Below are 14,691 nucleotides of genomic sequence, written 5' to 3'. Positions count from 1 at the left end.
GCGACGCAGCAGGCGCAGACAAGACGCAAGAAGTCCTCTACGAGGTCGCCGACCATATCGCGACCATCACGTTGAATGCGCCGGAGCGCATGAACACGATCTCCGGGCCGATGCTGAACGATCTGGCGCGGCTGCTAACCGAGGCCAATGAGGACAAGAACGTCCGCGTCGTGATCCTCACCGGCAAGGGGCGGGCATTCTGCGCGGGTCTCGACCTGCGCAAGGAGCGCGACGGCAATGGCCTCAGCGCGGCGTCCTCTCCGACCACGATCAACCTGCGCAACACGCCGCCGACGGTCTTGCAGGCGATGGACAAGCCGACCATCTGCGCCGTCAACGGCGGCGCCGCCGGCTACGGCATGGACACCGCGCTCGGCTGCGACATCCGCATCATGGCGGAATCCGCAAAACTCGCGGCCGCCTTCGTCAAGCGCGGCGTGGTGCCGGAGTCCGGCGGCACCTGGCTGTTGCCGCGCATGCTCGGTTGGGCCAAGGCCTCCGAGCTGATTTTCACCGGCCGCACGCTGAGCGCGCGCGAGTGCCTGGAATGGGGCCTTGCCAATGAGGTCGTGCCGGACGCCGACTTGATGAACCGCGCCACTGCGATTGCCCGCGAAATCGCCGCCAATGCGCCGCTCGCGGTGCAGGCCTCCAAGCGCATGATGCGGATGGGCCTGAACGAGACCTTCTCCGATCACGTCCACCACGTCTATCTTCAGCTCCTGCCGCTATTTAAGACGCAGGACATGGCCGAGGGCATGAAGGCCTTCATGGAGAAGCGCGAGCCGAAATTCGAGGGGCGGTAGTCTTGGCCTGTAGCCCGGATGGAGCGTAGCGTAATCCGGGGGCTTGTGCTTGAGCCCCGGATTGCGCTCCCATCCATCCGGGCTCCCTTACCGTCTTAGCAGCGACAGATTTTGTGCCTATATGAGTGGGGTCACTGACTTCCGGATGATCCCCATGACCCCCGTCTCCATCCTGCTCAACCTGCTCTGGATCCTCATCGGCGGCGCCTGGATGGCGTTCGGCTGGCTGGTCGCGGCCGTCATCATGGCCATCACCATCATCGGCCTGCCCTGGGCGCGGGCGGCGTTCAACATCGCCGTCTATACGCTGCTGCCGTTCGGCTCGAAGGCGGTCAGCCGCTACGAAGTCACTGGCATGAGCGATATCGGCACCGGTCCGCTCGGCGTGATCGGCAACATCATCTGGTTCGTGCTCGCCGGCTGGTGGCTGGCGCTCGGCCATCTCGTGACCGCGCTGGTTCTGGCGATCACCATCATCGGCATCCCCTTTGCCTGGGCGCATCTCAAACTTGCTGGCATCGCGCTCTGGCCGATCGGGAAGGTGATCGTGCCGGCCTAGGGCGAACGCACAGGATGGGTAGAGCGCGCGCGAAACCCATCAGTCCGTCCGCCGGTGACGAAGCATGATGGGTTTCGCAAGGGCTCAACCCATCCTACGCGGGCTGATCAGTCATTCGCGCCGACCTCCGTAAAAAGGAACCCCGCCGGCGTCTTGGTGAAGACGAAGATGAGCTCGCCGCAGAAGACGAAGTAATTGTCATTGTTCTCTTGATCGCGATCGTAGACGGCCTTGCCGCGCTGGATACACGCGCGATTTTTCGCCGTGAACGAGGTCGGATAGGTCTTGGCGCGAAATTGCGCGGCGTCGCGAACTGCGCTGTCGTTCATAAACGGCAACCGTGTCATACCGGCGACGGCGGCGGAATCGTTTGTCCTCAGCGCCGCGCGAAACTTCTCTATGAAGCCATCGAATTCCTTCTGCAAGGCAGGAGAAGCGACGGCTTTCTTCGGCGCTTGGGCCACGGCTGGAGCAAGGTTCACGAAAGCGGTTGCGAGCATAATTCTCAGCAAAAATCCCACGGGTCGACTCCGTCCATCGACCATCAAGGTCTTCCGACCGATCCAAATCCATGGTGTTCTGTCGCGTCAAGGACTTTCTGGCTCGCCGGCGCAGCGTTAACCCCGCCCAGGCAAGGCGGACTTGCAGACCATCGGCTTCATTGCCCTCACACTGCCGGAACTGCCACGCGCTCAATCGCCTTTCGCACACAATTCCTCGCGTTGCCCGACAGGCAAAACACGCCACATGCAGGTCAAGGCATAGGTCCGCAGATATTCTGATTGACCGAATTTATCTATTCGGTTAAACCGCAAGCCATCCCAGCCCGCCAAAGGGGCGTTTCGCGATCGTCACGATACGTGAGCCGGGATGCGATGGACGCGGCAGCGCCGGCGCGTGACGGATGGCAGGGCGGGCTACGCCTGTGAGCCATTGCGATCCGCGGATCGACACGGCGCGGTCACTGCGTCTCACTTCGGCTTCGGGGGCGAGCACGCGCGAGCTTCCGGATGTCCGGGGAGGGACGTCCGCGGACGGCAAAAGCGTGTGGTCCTGACGCCCGGGGTCTGTGCGTCAAGGCTTGCGGTGGTGTGAGCTGCCCGACCGGGTGGCGCATCGGTCAGCCGCAAGGCGACGGGGGCAATAGTGCATCGCTCCCCGGGGAGAGCGCGCCATAAGCCGTAAAACCATTGCGCAGGGAAGGCCGGGATGTCCCGGCATCAACTGTGGTCACCCCGCGTGCGTTTCCCGCGTGCGGACCCTGGGTGCCAGCCGGCGCCCGGCCTTCCCTGCGCCCTTTCTTCTCGATGAGGGCGAAACTGACAGCAAAAGCTCGGGCGCCTGCGCCGCGAGACCGCGGACGTGCGTGTGCGCCCGTCAGCAAGGCGTAGTCCAGCCCACGATCGCTGATGTTGCCGCGCCGCCCCCAACTTCACCTTGCGCTGCGGCAAAAAACTTGCACACTCGGCCGAGCCGGGCAGTCAAGCGAGCTCGAACCAGGGGAGCGAGCCATGTCCCTCCAGACATTACCATCCGACGCCGCAGATTCTCGCCCCAATCGCCCGGAGGACGTCCAGGCGCTGGAGGCGGACGCCCGGCTGCGGGACGACATTCGCCTGCTCGGGCGCATCCTGGGCGACACGGTGCGCGACCAGGAGGGCGCCGACTTGTTCGACCTGGTCGAGCGCATCCGCCAGACCTCGATCCGGTTCCACCGCGACGAGGACCGGCTCGCCCGCCGCGAGCTCGAGCAGATCCTCGACAGCATGTCGACCTCCGAGACGGTGCGGATCGTCCGTGCCTTCAGCTATTTCTCCCACCTCGCCAACATCGCCGAGGACCAGAACAACATCCGCCAGATGCGCGCCCGTACCGCAGCCAAAAATGGCGGCTCGGGCGTGCTGGCGGACACGCTGGCCCATGCCAAGGCCGCAGGCATCGGTGCCGATGCCTTGCGCAACTTCTTCAAGACCGCACTCGTCAGCCCGGTCCTGACCGCGCATCCGACCGAGGTCCGCCGCAAGAGCACCATGGATCGCGAGATGGAGGTCGCGGCCCTGCTCGACCGCCGCGAGCGCGTCGCACTGACTGAAGACGAGGCCGCCGCCAGCGACGAGCAGCTCCGCCGCGAGGTGCTGACGCTGTGGCAGACCAATCTCTTGCGCCGGACCAAGCTCACCGTGCTCGACGAGGTCGCCAACGGCCTGTCGTTCTACGACTATACCTTCCTGCGCGAGGTGCCGCGGCTGGTCAACGTGCTGGAGGACCGGCTGGAGGAGGGCGGCGAGCAGGCGGCCAGCGAGCTCGCCTCGTTCCTGCGCATGGGCAGCTGGATCGGCGGCGACCGCGACGGCAATCCCTTCGTCACCGCCGACGTGATGCGCGGCACGCTGCGGCTGCAGTCGAGCCGGGTGATGCAGTTCTATCTGAACGAGCTGCACGTGCTCGGCGCCGAGCTGTCGATCGCGGCCCATCTCGCCGACGTCTCCGAGGAGCTGCGCACGCTGGCGGAGCGCTCGCCGGACACCTCGCCGCACCGGAGCGGCGAGCCGTATCGCCTCGCGGTCTCCGGCATCTATGCCCGGCTGACCGCAACGGCGGAAAAGCTCGAGGTCGAGATCACGCGCCGGCCGGTCGGCAAGGGCGCGCCGTACGAGAGCGTGAAGGAGCTGCAAGCCGATCTCGACGTGCTGCACCGCTCGCTGATCTCCAACAACGCCCGCGTCATCGCCCGCGGCCGGTTGCGGCTGCTGCGCCGCGCGGTGGACTGCTTCGGCTTCCATCTGGCGCGGCTCGACATCCGCCAGAACTCGGCCGTGCATGAACGCACCATCGCCGAGCTGATGGACGCCGCCAATCCCGGCATGTCCTATCTTGCGCTCGGCGAGGACGCGCGCATCTCGCTGCTCACCAACGAACTGCGCTCGACGCGCGCGCTGGTGTCCCCGTTCGTCAAGTACAGCGACGAGACCATGGGCGAACTCAACGTCTTCCATGCCGCCGCGGAGGCGCATGCGAAGTTCGGCTCGGACGCGATCCCCCAATGCATCATCTCGATGTGCAAGGGCATGTCCGACATGCTCGAGGTCGCGGTGCTGCTGAAAGAGGTGGGCCTGGTCCATCCCTCCGGGCGCAGCGCGATCAACGTCGTGCCGCTGTTCGAGACCATCGAGGATTTGCAGGCGTCAAGCAGCATCATGGATCGCATGCTGTCGCTGCACGATTACCGCCGCCTCGTCGACAGCCGCGGCAGCGTGCAGGAGGTCATGCTCGGCTACTCCGACAGCAACAAGGATGGCGGCTTCGTCACTTCGGGCTGGGAGCTCTACAAGGCCGAGATCAACCTCGTCGACGTGTTCGAGCGCCATGGCGTGCGCCTGCGCCTGTTCCACGGCCGCGGCGGCTCGGTCGGCCGCGGCGGCGGGCCGAGCTACGACGCCATTATCGCGCAGCCCGGCGGCGCGGTGAACGGCCAGATCCGCATCACCGAGCAGGGCGAGATCATCTCGTCGAAATATTCCAACGCCGAGGTCGGCCGCAACAATCTGGAGATCCTGGCCGCCGCGACGCTGGAGGCGAGCCTCTTGCATCCGCGCCAGAGCGCGCCCCGCCGCGAATATCTGACCGCGATGGACGAGCTCTCAAGTCTCGCCTTCAAGGCCTATCGCGGCCTCGTCTACGAGACCGACGGTTTCGTCGATTATTTCTGGGCCTCGACCGTCATCAACGAGATCGCGACGCTCAACATCGGCAGCCGCCCGGCCTCGCGCAAGAAGACCCGCGCGATCGAGGACCTTCGCGCCATTCCCTGGGTGTTCTCCTGGGCGCAGTGCCGCCTGATGCTGCCGGGCTGGTACGGCTTTGGCAGCGCGGTCGAGCAATGGATCGCCGAGCATCCCGACAAGGGTATGCCGTTCCTCAAGGAGCTCTACAAGGAATGGCCGTTCTTCCGGATGCTCTTGTCGAACATGGACATGGTGCTCGCCAAGAGCTCGATCGCGATCGCCTCGCGCTATGCCGAGCTGGTGCCGGATGAAGCCTTGCGCGAAAAGATCTTCGGCCGCATCCGCCGCGAATGGCATTCCTGTATCGAGACGCTGCTGGACATCATGGGCCAGGACCGGCTGCTGCAAGGCAACCCGCTGCTCGAACGCTCCGTGCGCCACCGCTTTCCCTATCTCGATCCGCTCAACCACGTGCAGGTCGAGCTGCTGAAAGAGCACCGCGCGCAGAACCCGGACGAGCAGGTGCTGCGCGGGATTCAGCTGACCATCAACGGTATCTCGGCGGGCTTGCGGAATACGGGTTAGCAACGCGGCGTCTTCTCGCCTCGTTGCTAACGTGGTTGGCCGGGGCAAGCCCGGCCGTGAGGCCGCAGCTATCAGGGCTTCATTGCGCCTTGTACACTGGTGTAAACGGCATAGAGTGACGACGAGCCACAGATATAAAGTCTGTTTCGCTGCTGCCCGCCGAAGCTCAGGTTGGCGACGGTTTCCGGGATGTGAATTTTGCCAAGCAGTTGGCCGTTGGCCGTATAGCAGCGCACGCCGTCTTCGTTCGGATCGCCCCAGCCCACCGAACACCAGACCCGTCCCTCGGTGTCACAGCGGACGCCGTCGGTAATGCTCGGCTTCGGCATTTCTGCGAAGACTTTGCTGTTCGACACCTTCCCCGCTGCCACATCGAGGTCGAATACGCGGATATGGGATGGGTTGTCTGGTCCGTCCGTGAATCCGGTGTCGCAGATATAGAGCTTCTTTTCGTCGGGTGAGATGGCGAGTCCATTGGGCTCCACGAAGTCGTCGACGACGACCTTGATGTCGCCGGTCTTCGGGTCGACGCGGTAGACGTTCTTTTTCTCCTGCTCGGGGTCCGCCTTGACGCCCTCGTAGAAGCCGCCGATGCCGTAGGCCGGATCGGAGAACCAGATCGCGCCATCGGCGGTGACGACCGCATCGTTCGGCGAGTTCAATCGCTTGCCATTGAATTTGTCGGCAATGATGGTGATCGAGCCGTCGAGTTCGGTGCGCGTCACACGCCGCCCGCTATGCTCGCACGTGATCAGGCGTCCTTCGCGATCGATCGTGTTGCCGTTCGAGTTCATCGAGGGTTGACGGTAGACGCTGGTATGACCGTCATCCTCCGAGAAGCGCATGATGCGATTGTTGGGGATGTCGCTGAACAGCAGATATCGTCCAGCTGCAAAATACACGGGACCTTCGGCCCACCGGAAGCCGGTTGCAACACGCTCGACCGCCATGGTGCCGGCGAAGGCCGGGAAGTCGGCAGGCCCGAACGTTGGCGGCCCCTTCTTGGCGGATTCCAGACGGGAGTCTGGGTAGCGGCTGCCGGGAAGTGGTCCCAAGGGCAATGGGGCTGTCGATATCGTCGGAGTGCCGGTCTGGCCCAATGGTGCGACGGAGGCTGCCAGAGTTGCGTTCATGGTAACGCCGGTCGCGGCTACCGCCGCTGCCGCGCCCTTCAAGAGGGTGCGGCGCCCGAGGCAGGGCTCATCAGTACCGGTAGAAATGGTCAGTGATTTTGTCATAGTCGCCTCCCATTTTTTTGTGGAAGGAAACCATTCGCCCGCAATCGGGCGTAATGCGGGCGATCTCCGGCCGGACAACCGGAGATCGCAGCGCAACAATGACCGGGAATTCGATTACACGGGATCCCAGGGGAAGATGTCGGCGGAGCGGTCGAGCTTGTAGAACGAGCCCTTCAGCGCCGGCATGCCGTGTTCGGCGATCGATTGCGGCGTCCAGCCTTCGCTCCGGTGCACCGAGCGCAGCGGGCGGTTCTGGCTGAACAGGAACAGCTCGTTCATGCGCGCGCCGAAGATTTGCCCGCTGACGTCCTTGGCGGCATCGGAGAGCAGATAGGCGCAGACCGGCGCGATCTTCTCTGGTCCCATCTGCTTGATCTTCTCGACGCGCGCCTTCTCGGCTTCGGTCTCGGTCGGGATGGTGCCGATCATGCGGGTCCAGGCGAACGGCGAGACGCAGTTGGAGCGGACGTTGAAGCGGCCCATGTCGAGCGCGATCGACTTCGACAGGCCGACGATGCCGAGCTTGGCGGCGGCGTAGTTGGCCTGGCCAAAGTTGCCGATCAGGCCCGAGGTCGAGGTGAAGTGCACGAAGGAGCCAGACTCCTGCTCGCGGAAAATCCGCGCCGCGGCGTGGCTGACGTAGAACGAGCCCATCAAATGCACCTTGATGACGGCCTCGAACGCCTCCACGCTCATCTTGTGGAAGATCATGTCGCGCAAGATCCCGGCATTGTTGACGACGCCATCGAGCCGGCCGAAATGATCGGTCGCGGTCTTCACGATCTTGCTGGCGGGGATCGCTTCCGCCACCGATTCGAAATTGGCGACCGCCGCGCCGCCGCGCTTCTTGATCTCCTCGACCACCTCCTCGGCGGGAGAAGCGCTCGAACCGGCACCGTCGGCGGCGACGCCGGGATCGTTGACGACGACCTTGGCGCCTTCCGCCGCGCACAGCAGCGCGATCTCCCGCCCGATGCCGCGGCCTGCGCCGGTGACGATGATGACCTTGTCTTGCAGTGATTTTGTCATTGGACTCTCCTGTTGCCCCTCGTCATTCCGGGGCGCGCAAAGCGCGAACCCGGAATCTCGAGATTCCGGGTCTGGTGCTTCGCACCATCCCGGAATGACGAAGGTGGTTAGCGTTCGTTCGTAAACACGATCGTGCCTGATGCTGCGAACATGCCGCCGACACCATGGCACACCGAAATCTTCGCGTTCGGCACCTGCGCCGGCGCGATGCCGCGCATCTGGCGTACGCTCTCCTGGAGCGCGTACATGCCGTACATGCCCGAATGCATGTAGGAGAGACCGCCGCCATTGGTGTTGAGCGGCAGCTTAGCCCCGGGCCGCGTGTTGCCGTCGGCGATGAACTTTCCGGTCTCCTCATGCGGCATGAAGCCGAGGTCGCCGAGGCCGAACAGCGGCAGATGCGCGAACGCGTCGTAGATCATGAGATGGTCGACGTCCCTGTGCGCGATGCCGGCTTCCTTGAAGGCGAGGGGGCCGGCGGTCTTGAACGCGCGCGAGGAGTTGAAGGTCTCCATCTGGCTGACCATCGGCGTTTCCACGCTCTCGCCGGTGCCCATGATGTAGACGGGCTTGCGCGGAAAATCCCTGGCGCGGTCGGCCGAGGTCAGGATCAGGGCGCCGCCGCCGTCGGTGACGAGGCAGCACTGCAGAAGCCGGAACGGATAGGCGATCATGCGCGAATTGAGGACATCGGCGACCGTGATCGGATCCTTCATCATCGCGCGCGGATTTTTTGCCGCCCATTCCCGCTGCACCACGGCGACCGAAGCAAGCTGCTCATGGGTGATGCCGTAGGTCTTCATGAAGCGCAGCACGGGGATCGGGAACATGCTGGGCGGGCCGTAGACGCCATAGGGCGCCTCGAACTGGCCGTTGAGGCTGTCCGCCGGCGTGGAGCGCGGCAGCTTGCCGATCATCGACTTGCCACTTTCCGCATGCGTGATCAGCACGGTCTTGCACAGGCCGGCCTCGATCGCCGCGGCGGCATGACGAACATGCAGCATGAAGGAGCAGCCGCCGACCGAGGTGCCGTCCACCCAGGTCGGCTTGATGCCGAGATAGTGGCAGACCTGCTGCGGCGTTTCGACCGCGGTGGCAAAGCCGTCGATGTCGGAGAGCTTCAGCCCGGCGTCCGCAATGGCGTTGAGCGCCGCGTCCGCGTGAAGCTGGAGCTGCGACATGTTGGGTACGACGCCGAGTTCGGTGGTCTCGGCCGCGCCGACGACGGCAACCTGGTTGCTGCGCATGGCTTACCCCTTCGCCGGACGGAAGACGGGAAGGGTGATCTTGTCGTCGAGCTCCTGGAAGGCGACCTCGAGCTTCATGTCGAGCTCGAGCGCCTCCGGGGTCTGCGGGCAGTCGATGATGTTGCTCATCATCCGCGGTCCCTCGGCAAGCTCGACCACGGCGATCGCATAAGGCGGTGCGAAGCCGGGCGCGGCGGGACGGTGGTTGATCACGTAGCTGTAGAGGAAACCCTTGCCGCTCGCCTTGAAGATGCTGACCTTGCGCGAGGCGCAGGACGGGCAGAACGGGCGCGGCGGGAAGTAGACGTGCGCGCAGGCGTCGCAGCGTTGCAGACGCAGTTCGCCCGCTTTCGTGCCGTCCCAGAAATGCTGGGTTTCCGGCGTCGGTTTTGGTCGCGCGCGCTGCGGTTCGGCCATGTCGGCGGGTCCTCCCGGGCAGCAGGCCTTTGTGCCTGCCTGTTTCGATCTTGATGCGACAATCGACCATGGCGCGTCAACGGTCCAGCAATGCGCATGCATGCCATCATGCGCACAATGCTTGTGTCGAACTGAGGCAGCGCTATAGATTGCGCGCGCAGATATTCCGTGAGACAGACATGCCCGATTTTCCGACACTTGCGAAGCTCGCCGACGACCTCGAAAGCGGCCGCACCACCTCCCGCAGGCTGGTCGAGGCCTGCATCGCCAGGATCGCCGACCCCGCCGGCGAAGGCCAGCGCACCTTCATCCACGTCGACAAGGATGCGGCGCTYGCGACCGCGGACGCGATGGACGGCTTGCGCAAGGTCAAGGCCGCGCCGTCGCGCTATGCCGGTATCCCGATCTCGATCAAGGATCTCTTCGATATCAGGGGACAGACGACGCGCGCCGGCTCGCGTGCGCTCGACGATTCCGATCCGGCGGAGCACGACGCCGCGACGGTCGAGCGGCTGCGCAAGGTCGGCTTCGTCCTGATCGGGCGGACCAACATGACCGAATTCGCCTATTCCGGCATCGGCATCAATCCGCATTACGGCACACCGAAGGGGGCCTGGAACCGGGCCGAGGGCCACGTGCCCGGCGGCTCGTCCTCGGGCGCGGCGGTGTCCGTGCTCGATGGCATGGCGCACGGCGCACTCGGCACCGACACCGGCGGCTCCTGCCGGATTCCCGCCGCCTTCAACGGCATCGTCGGCTACAAGCCGACGCAGCGCCGTGTGCCGCTCGACGGCGCGGTGCCGCTGTCATTCTCGCTCGACAGCATCGGGCCTCTGGCGCGATCGGTCAGTTGCTGTGCCATACTCGACGCCGTGCTCGCCAACGAGCCGGTCGTCGCGCTGAAGCCGCGGCCGATCCAGGGCATGCGGCTGGCGGTGCCCACCACGATCGCGCTCGACGATCTCGATGCGGCAGTGGCCGAGACCTTCGAGCGCGCGCTGAAGACACTTTCTGATCATGGCGCCAGCATCGAGCGCATCGAGATGGCGGAATTCCACGACATCGGACCGATGAACGCCAAGGGTGGTTTTGCCGCGTCCGAGAGCTACGCCTGGCACCGCTATCTCATCACGGCCAAGGGCGACGTTTACGATCCCAGGGTCTACGTGCGCATCATGCGCGGCGAGGCACAGAGTGCGGCCGATTACATCGATCTCCTCAACGAGCGCCGCTCGCTGATCGCCCGCGTCAATGCTCGCATCGCGCCCTATGACGCCTTGGTGCTGCCGACCACCGCCAACACGCCGCCGAAGATCGCCGATCTCGCCGACGACAAGGCATTCACCACCCAGAACCTGCGCGCGCTGCGCAATTGTACCCTGATCAACATGATCGACGGCTGCGCCATCTCTCTCCCCGCGCATCGCGAGGGCGACGTTCCCGTCGGCCTGATGCTGGCGGGTGCGGGCGGATCGGACCGCCATATCTTCGAGCTTGCCGCCGGCATGGAGGCCGTAATTCGTGTTTGACCTGACTTTCATCGTCGATGCCCAGGACACCACCACGCCGCTGACGCTGGCGATCGACCAGATGGTCATCGCCGGCTGGACCGGCCGCGATCCCATCGCGCGCGACAAGCACATCGCCGAGCTGCAAGAGATGGGCATCGCCCCGCCGGCCTCGACCCCGATCTACTATCGCGCCTCGGCACGGCGGCTGACCCTGGAAGACCGCATCGAGTGCTGCGGCGGCGATTCCAGCGGCGAGGTCGAGTTCGTGCTGATCGGCTGGCAGGGCCGCGTCTTCGTCGGCTGCGGCTCCGACCACACCGACCGCAAGGTCGAGGCCTACAACGTCACGGTGTCCAAGCAGATGTGCGACAAGCCGATCGCCTCGACGCTGTGGGAGCTCGAGGACGTCATCGGCCACTGGGACAGGATGATCCTGCGCTCCTACGCCTGGATCAAGGGCGAGCGCGTGCTCTACCAGGAGGGCACGCTGGACGCGATGCTGCCGGTCGCCGACCTCATCGCGCGCGGTTTCGATGGCAAGACATTTCCCGACGGCTGCGCTATGTTCGGCGGCACCTTCGCCGCCAAGGGCGGCATCCGCCCGGCCGACCGGTTCGAGTTCGAGCTGGAGGACCCGGTGCTGAAGCGGATGATCAAGCACGGGTATGACGTGGTGACGTTGCCGGTGCTGGGTTAGCTCTCTCCACCGTCATTGCGAGCGAAGCGAAGCGAAGCAATCCAGAGTCTCTCCGCGGGAACCAGTCTGGATTGCTTCGTCGCAAGGGCTCCTCGCAATGACGGGGACCGGTCGTCGGAAATCGGGTGGTTGTGGAGGCCGCGATCTGCGACATAACTTCCGTCATTCCGGGGCGCGACGAAGTCGCGAGCCCGGAATCCATTCATCCGCGGTTTCTGCGGCCCGATGGATTCCGGGCTCGCGCCCAAGAGGGCGCGCCCCGGAATGACGGAAGTGGATAGGATGGCCCCGATGCCAATCGCGAAACGTGTTCCCGCCAGCCTCGATGAGACGACTGAAATTGCTGCCCACGTCGATGCCCTCGACTGGCCTCAAATCACCTCTGAGCTCGACTCCCAGGGCTGCGCCGTCCTGAAAAACCTGCTGACGCCGGACGAATGCCGCGCCGTCGCCGCGCTCTATCCCGATGACGCAAACTTCCGCAGCCGCATCGTCATGGGCCGCCACGGTTTTGGCCGCGGCGAGTACAAATATTTCTCCTACCCGCTGCCCGATCTGATCGCGCAGCTGCGCCCGGCGCTCTACGCGCATCTGCAAGGCGTCGCCAATCGCTGGAACGAGGCGATGGGGATCGACATCCGCTACCCTGCCGCGCATGCGGCGTTCCTGAAGCGCTGCCACGAGGCGGGACAGGCGCGCCCGACGCCGCTGCTGCTGCAATACGAGACCGGTGACTACAACTGCCTGCACCAGGACCTCTATGGCGAGCACGTGTTCCCGATCCAGGTCGCGATCCTCTTGTCCGAGCCTGGACGTGACTTCACCGGCGGCGGGTTCGTGCTGACCGAGCAGCGCCCGCGCATGCAGTCCCGCGCCGAGGTGGTGCCGCTGGCGCAGGGCGACGCCGTCGCCTTTGCTGTGCATCACCGCCCGGTGCAGGGGACACGCGGCACGTATCGCGTTAACCTCCGCCACGGCGTTAGCCGCATCCGATCCGGCCAACGCCATACGCTGGGTGTGATCTTTCATGATGCCAAATGAGCACAGGAATTGACGGCGGATCTGTTTGATAGCGTCGCGGACGCGCAGCCCTGGCGTGAAGAGATCGCCGATGGTGCCGTGCTGCTGCGCGCATTCGTCAGGCCGATCGAGAGCGAGCTGATTGCCGCGGTGCGTGCGATCGTTGCACAGTCGCCGTTCCGGCGGATGACCACGCCCGGCGGTCATCTGATGTCGGTGGCGATGACCAATTGCGGCGCGCGGGGCTGGATCACCGACCACACCGGCTATCGCTACGATCCGATCGATCCGCGAACCGGCGCGCCATGGCCCGCGATGCCGCCGGTGCTCCGCGACCTGGCCCTGCGCGCGGCGGAGCAGGGCGGGTTCACCGGCTTTGCGCCCGATGCCTGCCTCGTCAATCGCTACACACCCGGCACGCGGCTGTCGCTGCATCAGGACAAGGACGAGCTGGACTATGCGGCGCCGATCGTCTCGGTCTCGCTGGGGCTGCCCGCGACCTTCCTGTTCGGCGGCATGGCGCGCAGCGACAAGCCGCGCCGCTTCCGGCTCGTCCATGGTGACGTCGTGGTCTGGGGCGGCCCTAACCGGCTCGCCTATCACGGCGTGGCGGCGCTCGCCGACGGCGAGCATCCGCTGCTCGGACGGCAGCGCATCAACCTGACGTTTCGCCGGACGCAGTGATCCATCCCCTCATCCTGAGGAGCGCGGCCTTGCGCGCGTCTCGAAGGATGAAGGCCGAGCTGCGAGATACGGGCCTTTCATGCTTCGAGACGGCGCTTCGCGCCTCCTCACCATGAGGCTCACTAAGGCTTCGGCGGGTGGATGAACGCCCACGGGCTGATTTCGGAGTCCCGCGTCACCTCGACCGAGATTAGATACGGCCCGCCATGGGCGAGCGCCTTCTCCATCGCCGCCTTGAACTGATCCGGCGCGGTGACGCGCGCGGCCGCGACGCCGAAGGACTCCGCGAGCTTGACGAAATCCGGATTGACGAGGTCGGACGCGACCACGCGGCCGTCGAAGCGTTCGCGCTGGTCGCGGCGGACATTGCCATAGGCGTTGTTGTTGAACACCAGCGTCACCACGCCGATGTTGAACTGCACGGCGGTGGCAAGCTCCTGCACGCCGAACATGAAGCCGCCGTCGCCGGTGATCGCCACCACCGGCTTGTCGGGATTGGCGACCTTGGCGCCAAGCGCGGTCGGGAAGCCCGAGCCGAGCGTGCCCTGATAGCCCGACGTGATGAAGGTGCGCGGCTCGTAGATCGGAAAGCCGTACCAGGAGGCGAAGCCGACCTGCGACAATTCATCGGTTACGATCGCGTTCGCCGGCAGCACCTCGCGCAGGATGTTCAGATACGCCATCTGCGGCTGGATGCGCTGGATTTCGGCTTGCGCGGTCGCGGTGGCGTCGCGGATCGCGGCGCGGCGGCCGGCGGTCTTGCTGTAACCGGCCCTGCTGACGGCGGCGGCGAGATCGGCGGTCGCGGCCTTGGCATCGGCGACGATAGCGGTGTCCGAGATGAAGCGCCGCATCTCGACCGGATCGATGTCGATGCGGATGCTCTTCAACCCGTCGGGCCGGTAGGGCCAGCGCGACATGGTCGGCAGCTCCAGCCGCGAGCCGATGCCGATCATGAGGTCGGTGTTCGGCCACAGCTTGTAGGCGGCAGCCATGGTCAGGCCGAGCTCGTGCGCATTGGAGACGATGCCGCGCCCGCTGCGGAAGGCGACCACGGGCGCATCGATCATCTCGGCAAGCTCGAGGATCTCGGCGCCCGCCTCGATCGCGCCGCTGCCGACGAAGATCATCGGCGCCTTGCTGGTCTTGATCAACGCGGCCGCCTGCCTGATC

13 protein-coding genes are annotated in these 14,691 nt (G+C 65.1%); 7 read left to right on the top strand and 6 right to left on the bottom strand.

Translation table 11 applies throughout. The features are described from left to right. Positions 1-806 (top strand): enoyl-CoA hydratase/isomerase family protein (locus tag AC1D00_RS06160; protein ID WP_477010050.1); only part of this gene is annotated, 806 nt, incomplete at its 5' end. A 154-nt stretch (positions 807-960) separates the two neighbouring features. Continuing rightward, the gene (locus AC1D00_RS06155) at positions 961-1,365 is read left to right on the top strand and encodes a YccF domain-containing protein (protein WP_477010049.1); all 405 of its coding nucleotides are present in this window, start codon (positions 961-963) and stop codon (positions 1,363-1,365) included. 107 nt (positions 1,366-1,472) lie between these two features. On the opposite strand, the gene AC1D00_RS06150 is transcribed toward AC1D00_RS06155, so the two are convergent. Beyond that, entirely contained in the window at positions 1,473-1,886 is a 414-nt protein-coding gene (locus AC1D00_RS06150; RefSeq protein WP_477010048.1) for a hypothetical protein, read from the bottom strand. A 990-nt stretch (positions 1,887-2,876) separates the two neighbouring features. Between AC1D00_RS06150 and ppc the strand changes: the two genes are divergently transcribed. Continuing rightward, on the top strand, positions 2,877-5,675 hold the full coding sequence (gene ppc / locus AC1D00_RS06145; RefSeq protein ID WP_477010047.1) for a phosphoenolpyruvate carboxylase: 2,799 nt from the start codon (positions 2,877-2,879) through the stop codon (positions 5,673-5,675). Positions 5,676-5,746: 71 nt separating this feature from the next. Here ppc and AC1D00_RS06140 read toward each other — a convergent pair whose 3' ends face one another. The 4 genes from AC1D00_RS06140 to AC1D00_RS06125 all read right to left on the bottom strand — a co-directional run bounded on the left by AC1D00_RS06140 (position 5,747) and on the right by AC1D00_RS06125 (position 9,606). Continuing rightward, a complete protein-coding gene (locus AC1D00_RS06140; protein WP_477010046.1) occupies positions 5,747-6,913 on the bottom strand; it encodes an SMP-30/gluconolactonase/LRE family protein in 1,167 nt (388 codons plus the stop codon). A 114-nt stretch (positions 6,914-7,027) separates the two neighbouring features. Next, the gene (locus AC1D00_RS06135; RefSeq protein ID WP_011085741.1) at positions 7,028-7,942 is read right to left on the bottom strand and encodes an SDR family oxidoreductase; all 915 of its coding nucleotides are present in this window, start codon (positions 7,940-7,942) and stop codon (positions 7,028-7,030) included. 107 nt (positions 7,943-8,049) lie between these two features. Beyond that, positions 8,050-9,189: a thiolase C-terminal domain-containing protein gene (locus tag AC1D00_RS06130; RefSeq protein ID WP_477010045.1), complete on the bottom strand. Its 1,140-nt coding sequence runs from the start codon at positions 9,187-9,189 to the stop codon at positions 8,050-8,052. A gap of 3 nt (positions 9,190-9,192) precedes the next feature. Further along, complete coding sequence (locus tag AC1D00_RS06125) at positions 9,193-9,606, bottom strand: Zn-ribbon domain-containing OB-fold protein (RefSeq protein WP_477010044.1); 414 nt, start codon at positions 9,604-9,606, stop codon at positions 9,193-9,195. 179 nt (positions 9,607-9,785) lie between these two features. Here AC1D00_RS06125 and AC1D00_RS06120 point away from each other — a divergent pair, with 179 nt between their 5' ends. The 4 genes from AC1D00_RS06120 (at position 9,786) to alkB (ending at position 13,518) form a co-directional block, all read left to right on the top strand. Then, on the top strand, positions 9,786-11,135 hold the full coding sequence (locus AC1D00_RS06120; protein ID WP_477010043.1) for an amidase: 1,350 nt from the start codon (positions 9,786-9,788) through the stop codon (positions 11,133-11,135). Next, complete coding sequence (locus tag AC1D00_RS06115) at positions 11,128-11,814, top strand: DUF2848 domain-containing protein (protein WP_477010042.1); 687 nt, start codon at positions 11,128-11,130, stop codon at positions 11,812-11,814. The genes AC1D00_RS06120 and AC1D00_RS06115 overlap by 8 nt, the downstream gene beginning before the upstream one ends. Before the next feature lie 291 nt (positions 11,815-12,105). After that, positions 12,106-12,855: a 2OG-Fe(II) oxygenase gene (locus tag AC1D00_RS06110; protein ID WP_477010051.1), complete on the top strand. Its 750-nt coding sequence runs from the start codon at positions 12,106-12,108 to the stop codon at positions 12,853-12,855. Positions 12,856-12,864: 9 nt separating this feature from the next. Continuing rightward, positions 12,865-13,518 carry a DNA oxidative demethylase AlkB gene (gene alkB, locus AC1D00_RS06105; RefSeq protein ID WP_477010041.1) on the top strand — a complete coding sequence of 218 codons (654 nt, stop codon included), beginning with the start codon at positions 12,865-12,867 and terminating at the stop codon, positions 13,516-13,518. Between the two features lie 122 nt (positions 13,519-13,640). Here alkB and AC1D00_RS06100 read toward each other — a convergent pair. After that, a partial coding sequence (locus AC1D00_RS06100; RefSeq protein ID WP_477010040.1) for a thiamine pyrophosphate-dependent enzyme occupies positions 13,641-14,691 on the bottom strand: 1,051 nt, incomplete at its 5' end.

It is taken from the genome of Bradyrhizobium sp. P2_E8, assembly GCF_056403875.1.
The sequence above is the reverse complement of the archived record's forward strand: the minus strand, read 5'-3'. Positions and strand labels throughout refer to the sequence as shown.

What these genes read in the sequence shown, in the direction of transcription:
- AC1D00_RS06155 (WP_477010049.1), top strand. Translation starts at nt 961, where the DNA reads ATGACCCCCGTCTCCATCCTGCTCAACCTGCTCTGGATCCTCATCGGC.
- ppc (WP_477010047.1), top strand. Translation starts at nt 2,877, where the DNA reads ATGTCCCTCCAGACATTACCATCCGACGCCGCAGATTCTCGCCCCAAT.
- AC1D00_RS06140 (WP_477010046.1), bottom strand. Translation starts at nt 6,913, where the DNA reads ATGACAAAATCACTGACCATTTCTACCGGTACTGATGAGCCCTGCCTC.
- AC1D00_RS06135 (WP_011085741.1), bottom strand. Translation starts at nt 7,942, where the DNA reads ATGACAAAATCACTGCAAGACAAGGTCATCATCGTCACCGGCGCAGGC.
- AC1D00_RS06130 (WP_477010045.1), bottom strand. Translation starts at nt 9,189, where the DNA reads ATGCGCAGCAACCAGGTTGCCGTCGTCGGCGCGGCCGAGACCACCGAA.
- AC1D00_RS06125 (WP_477010044.1), bottom strand. Translation starts at nt 9,606, where the DNA reads ATGGCCGAACCGCAGCGCGCGCGACCAAAACCGACGCCGGAAACCCAG.
- AC1D00_RS06110 (WP_477010051.1), top strand. Translation starts at nt 12,106, where the DNA reads ATGCCAATCGCGAAACGTGTTCCCGCCAGCCTCGATGAGACGACTGAA.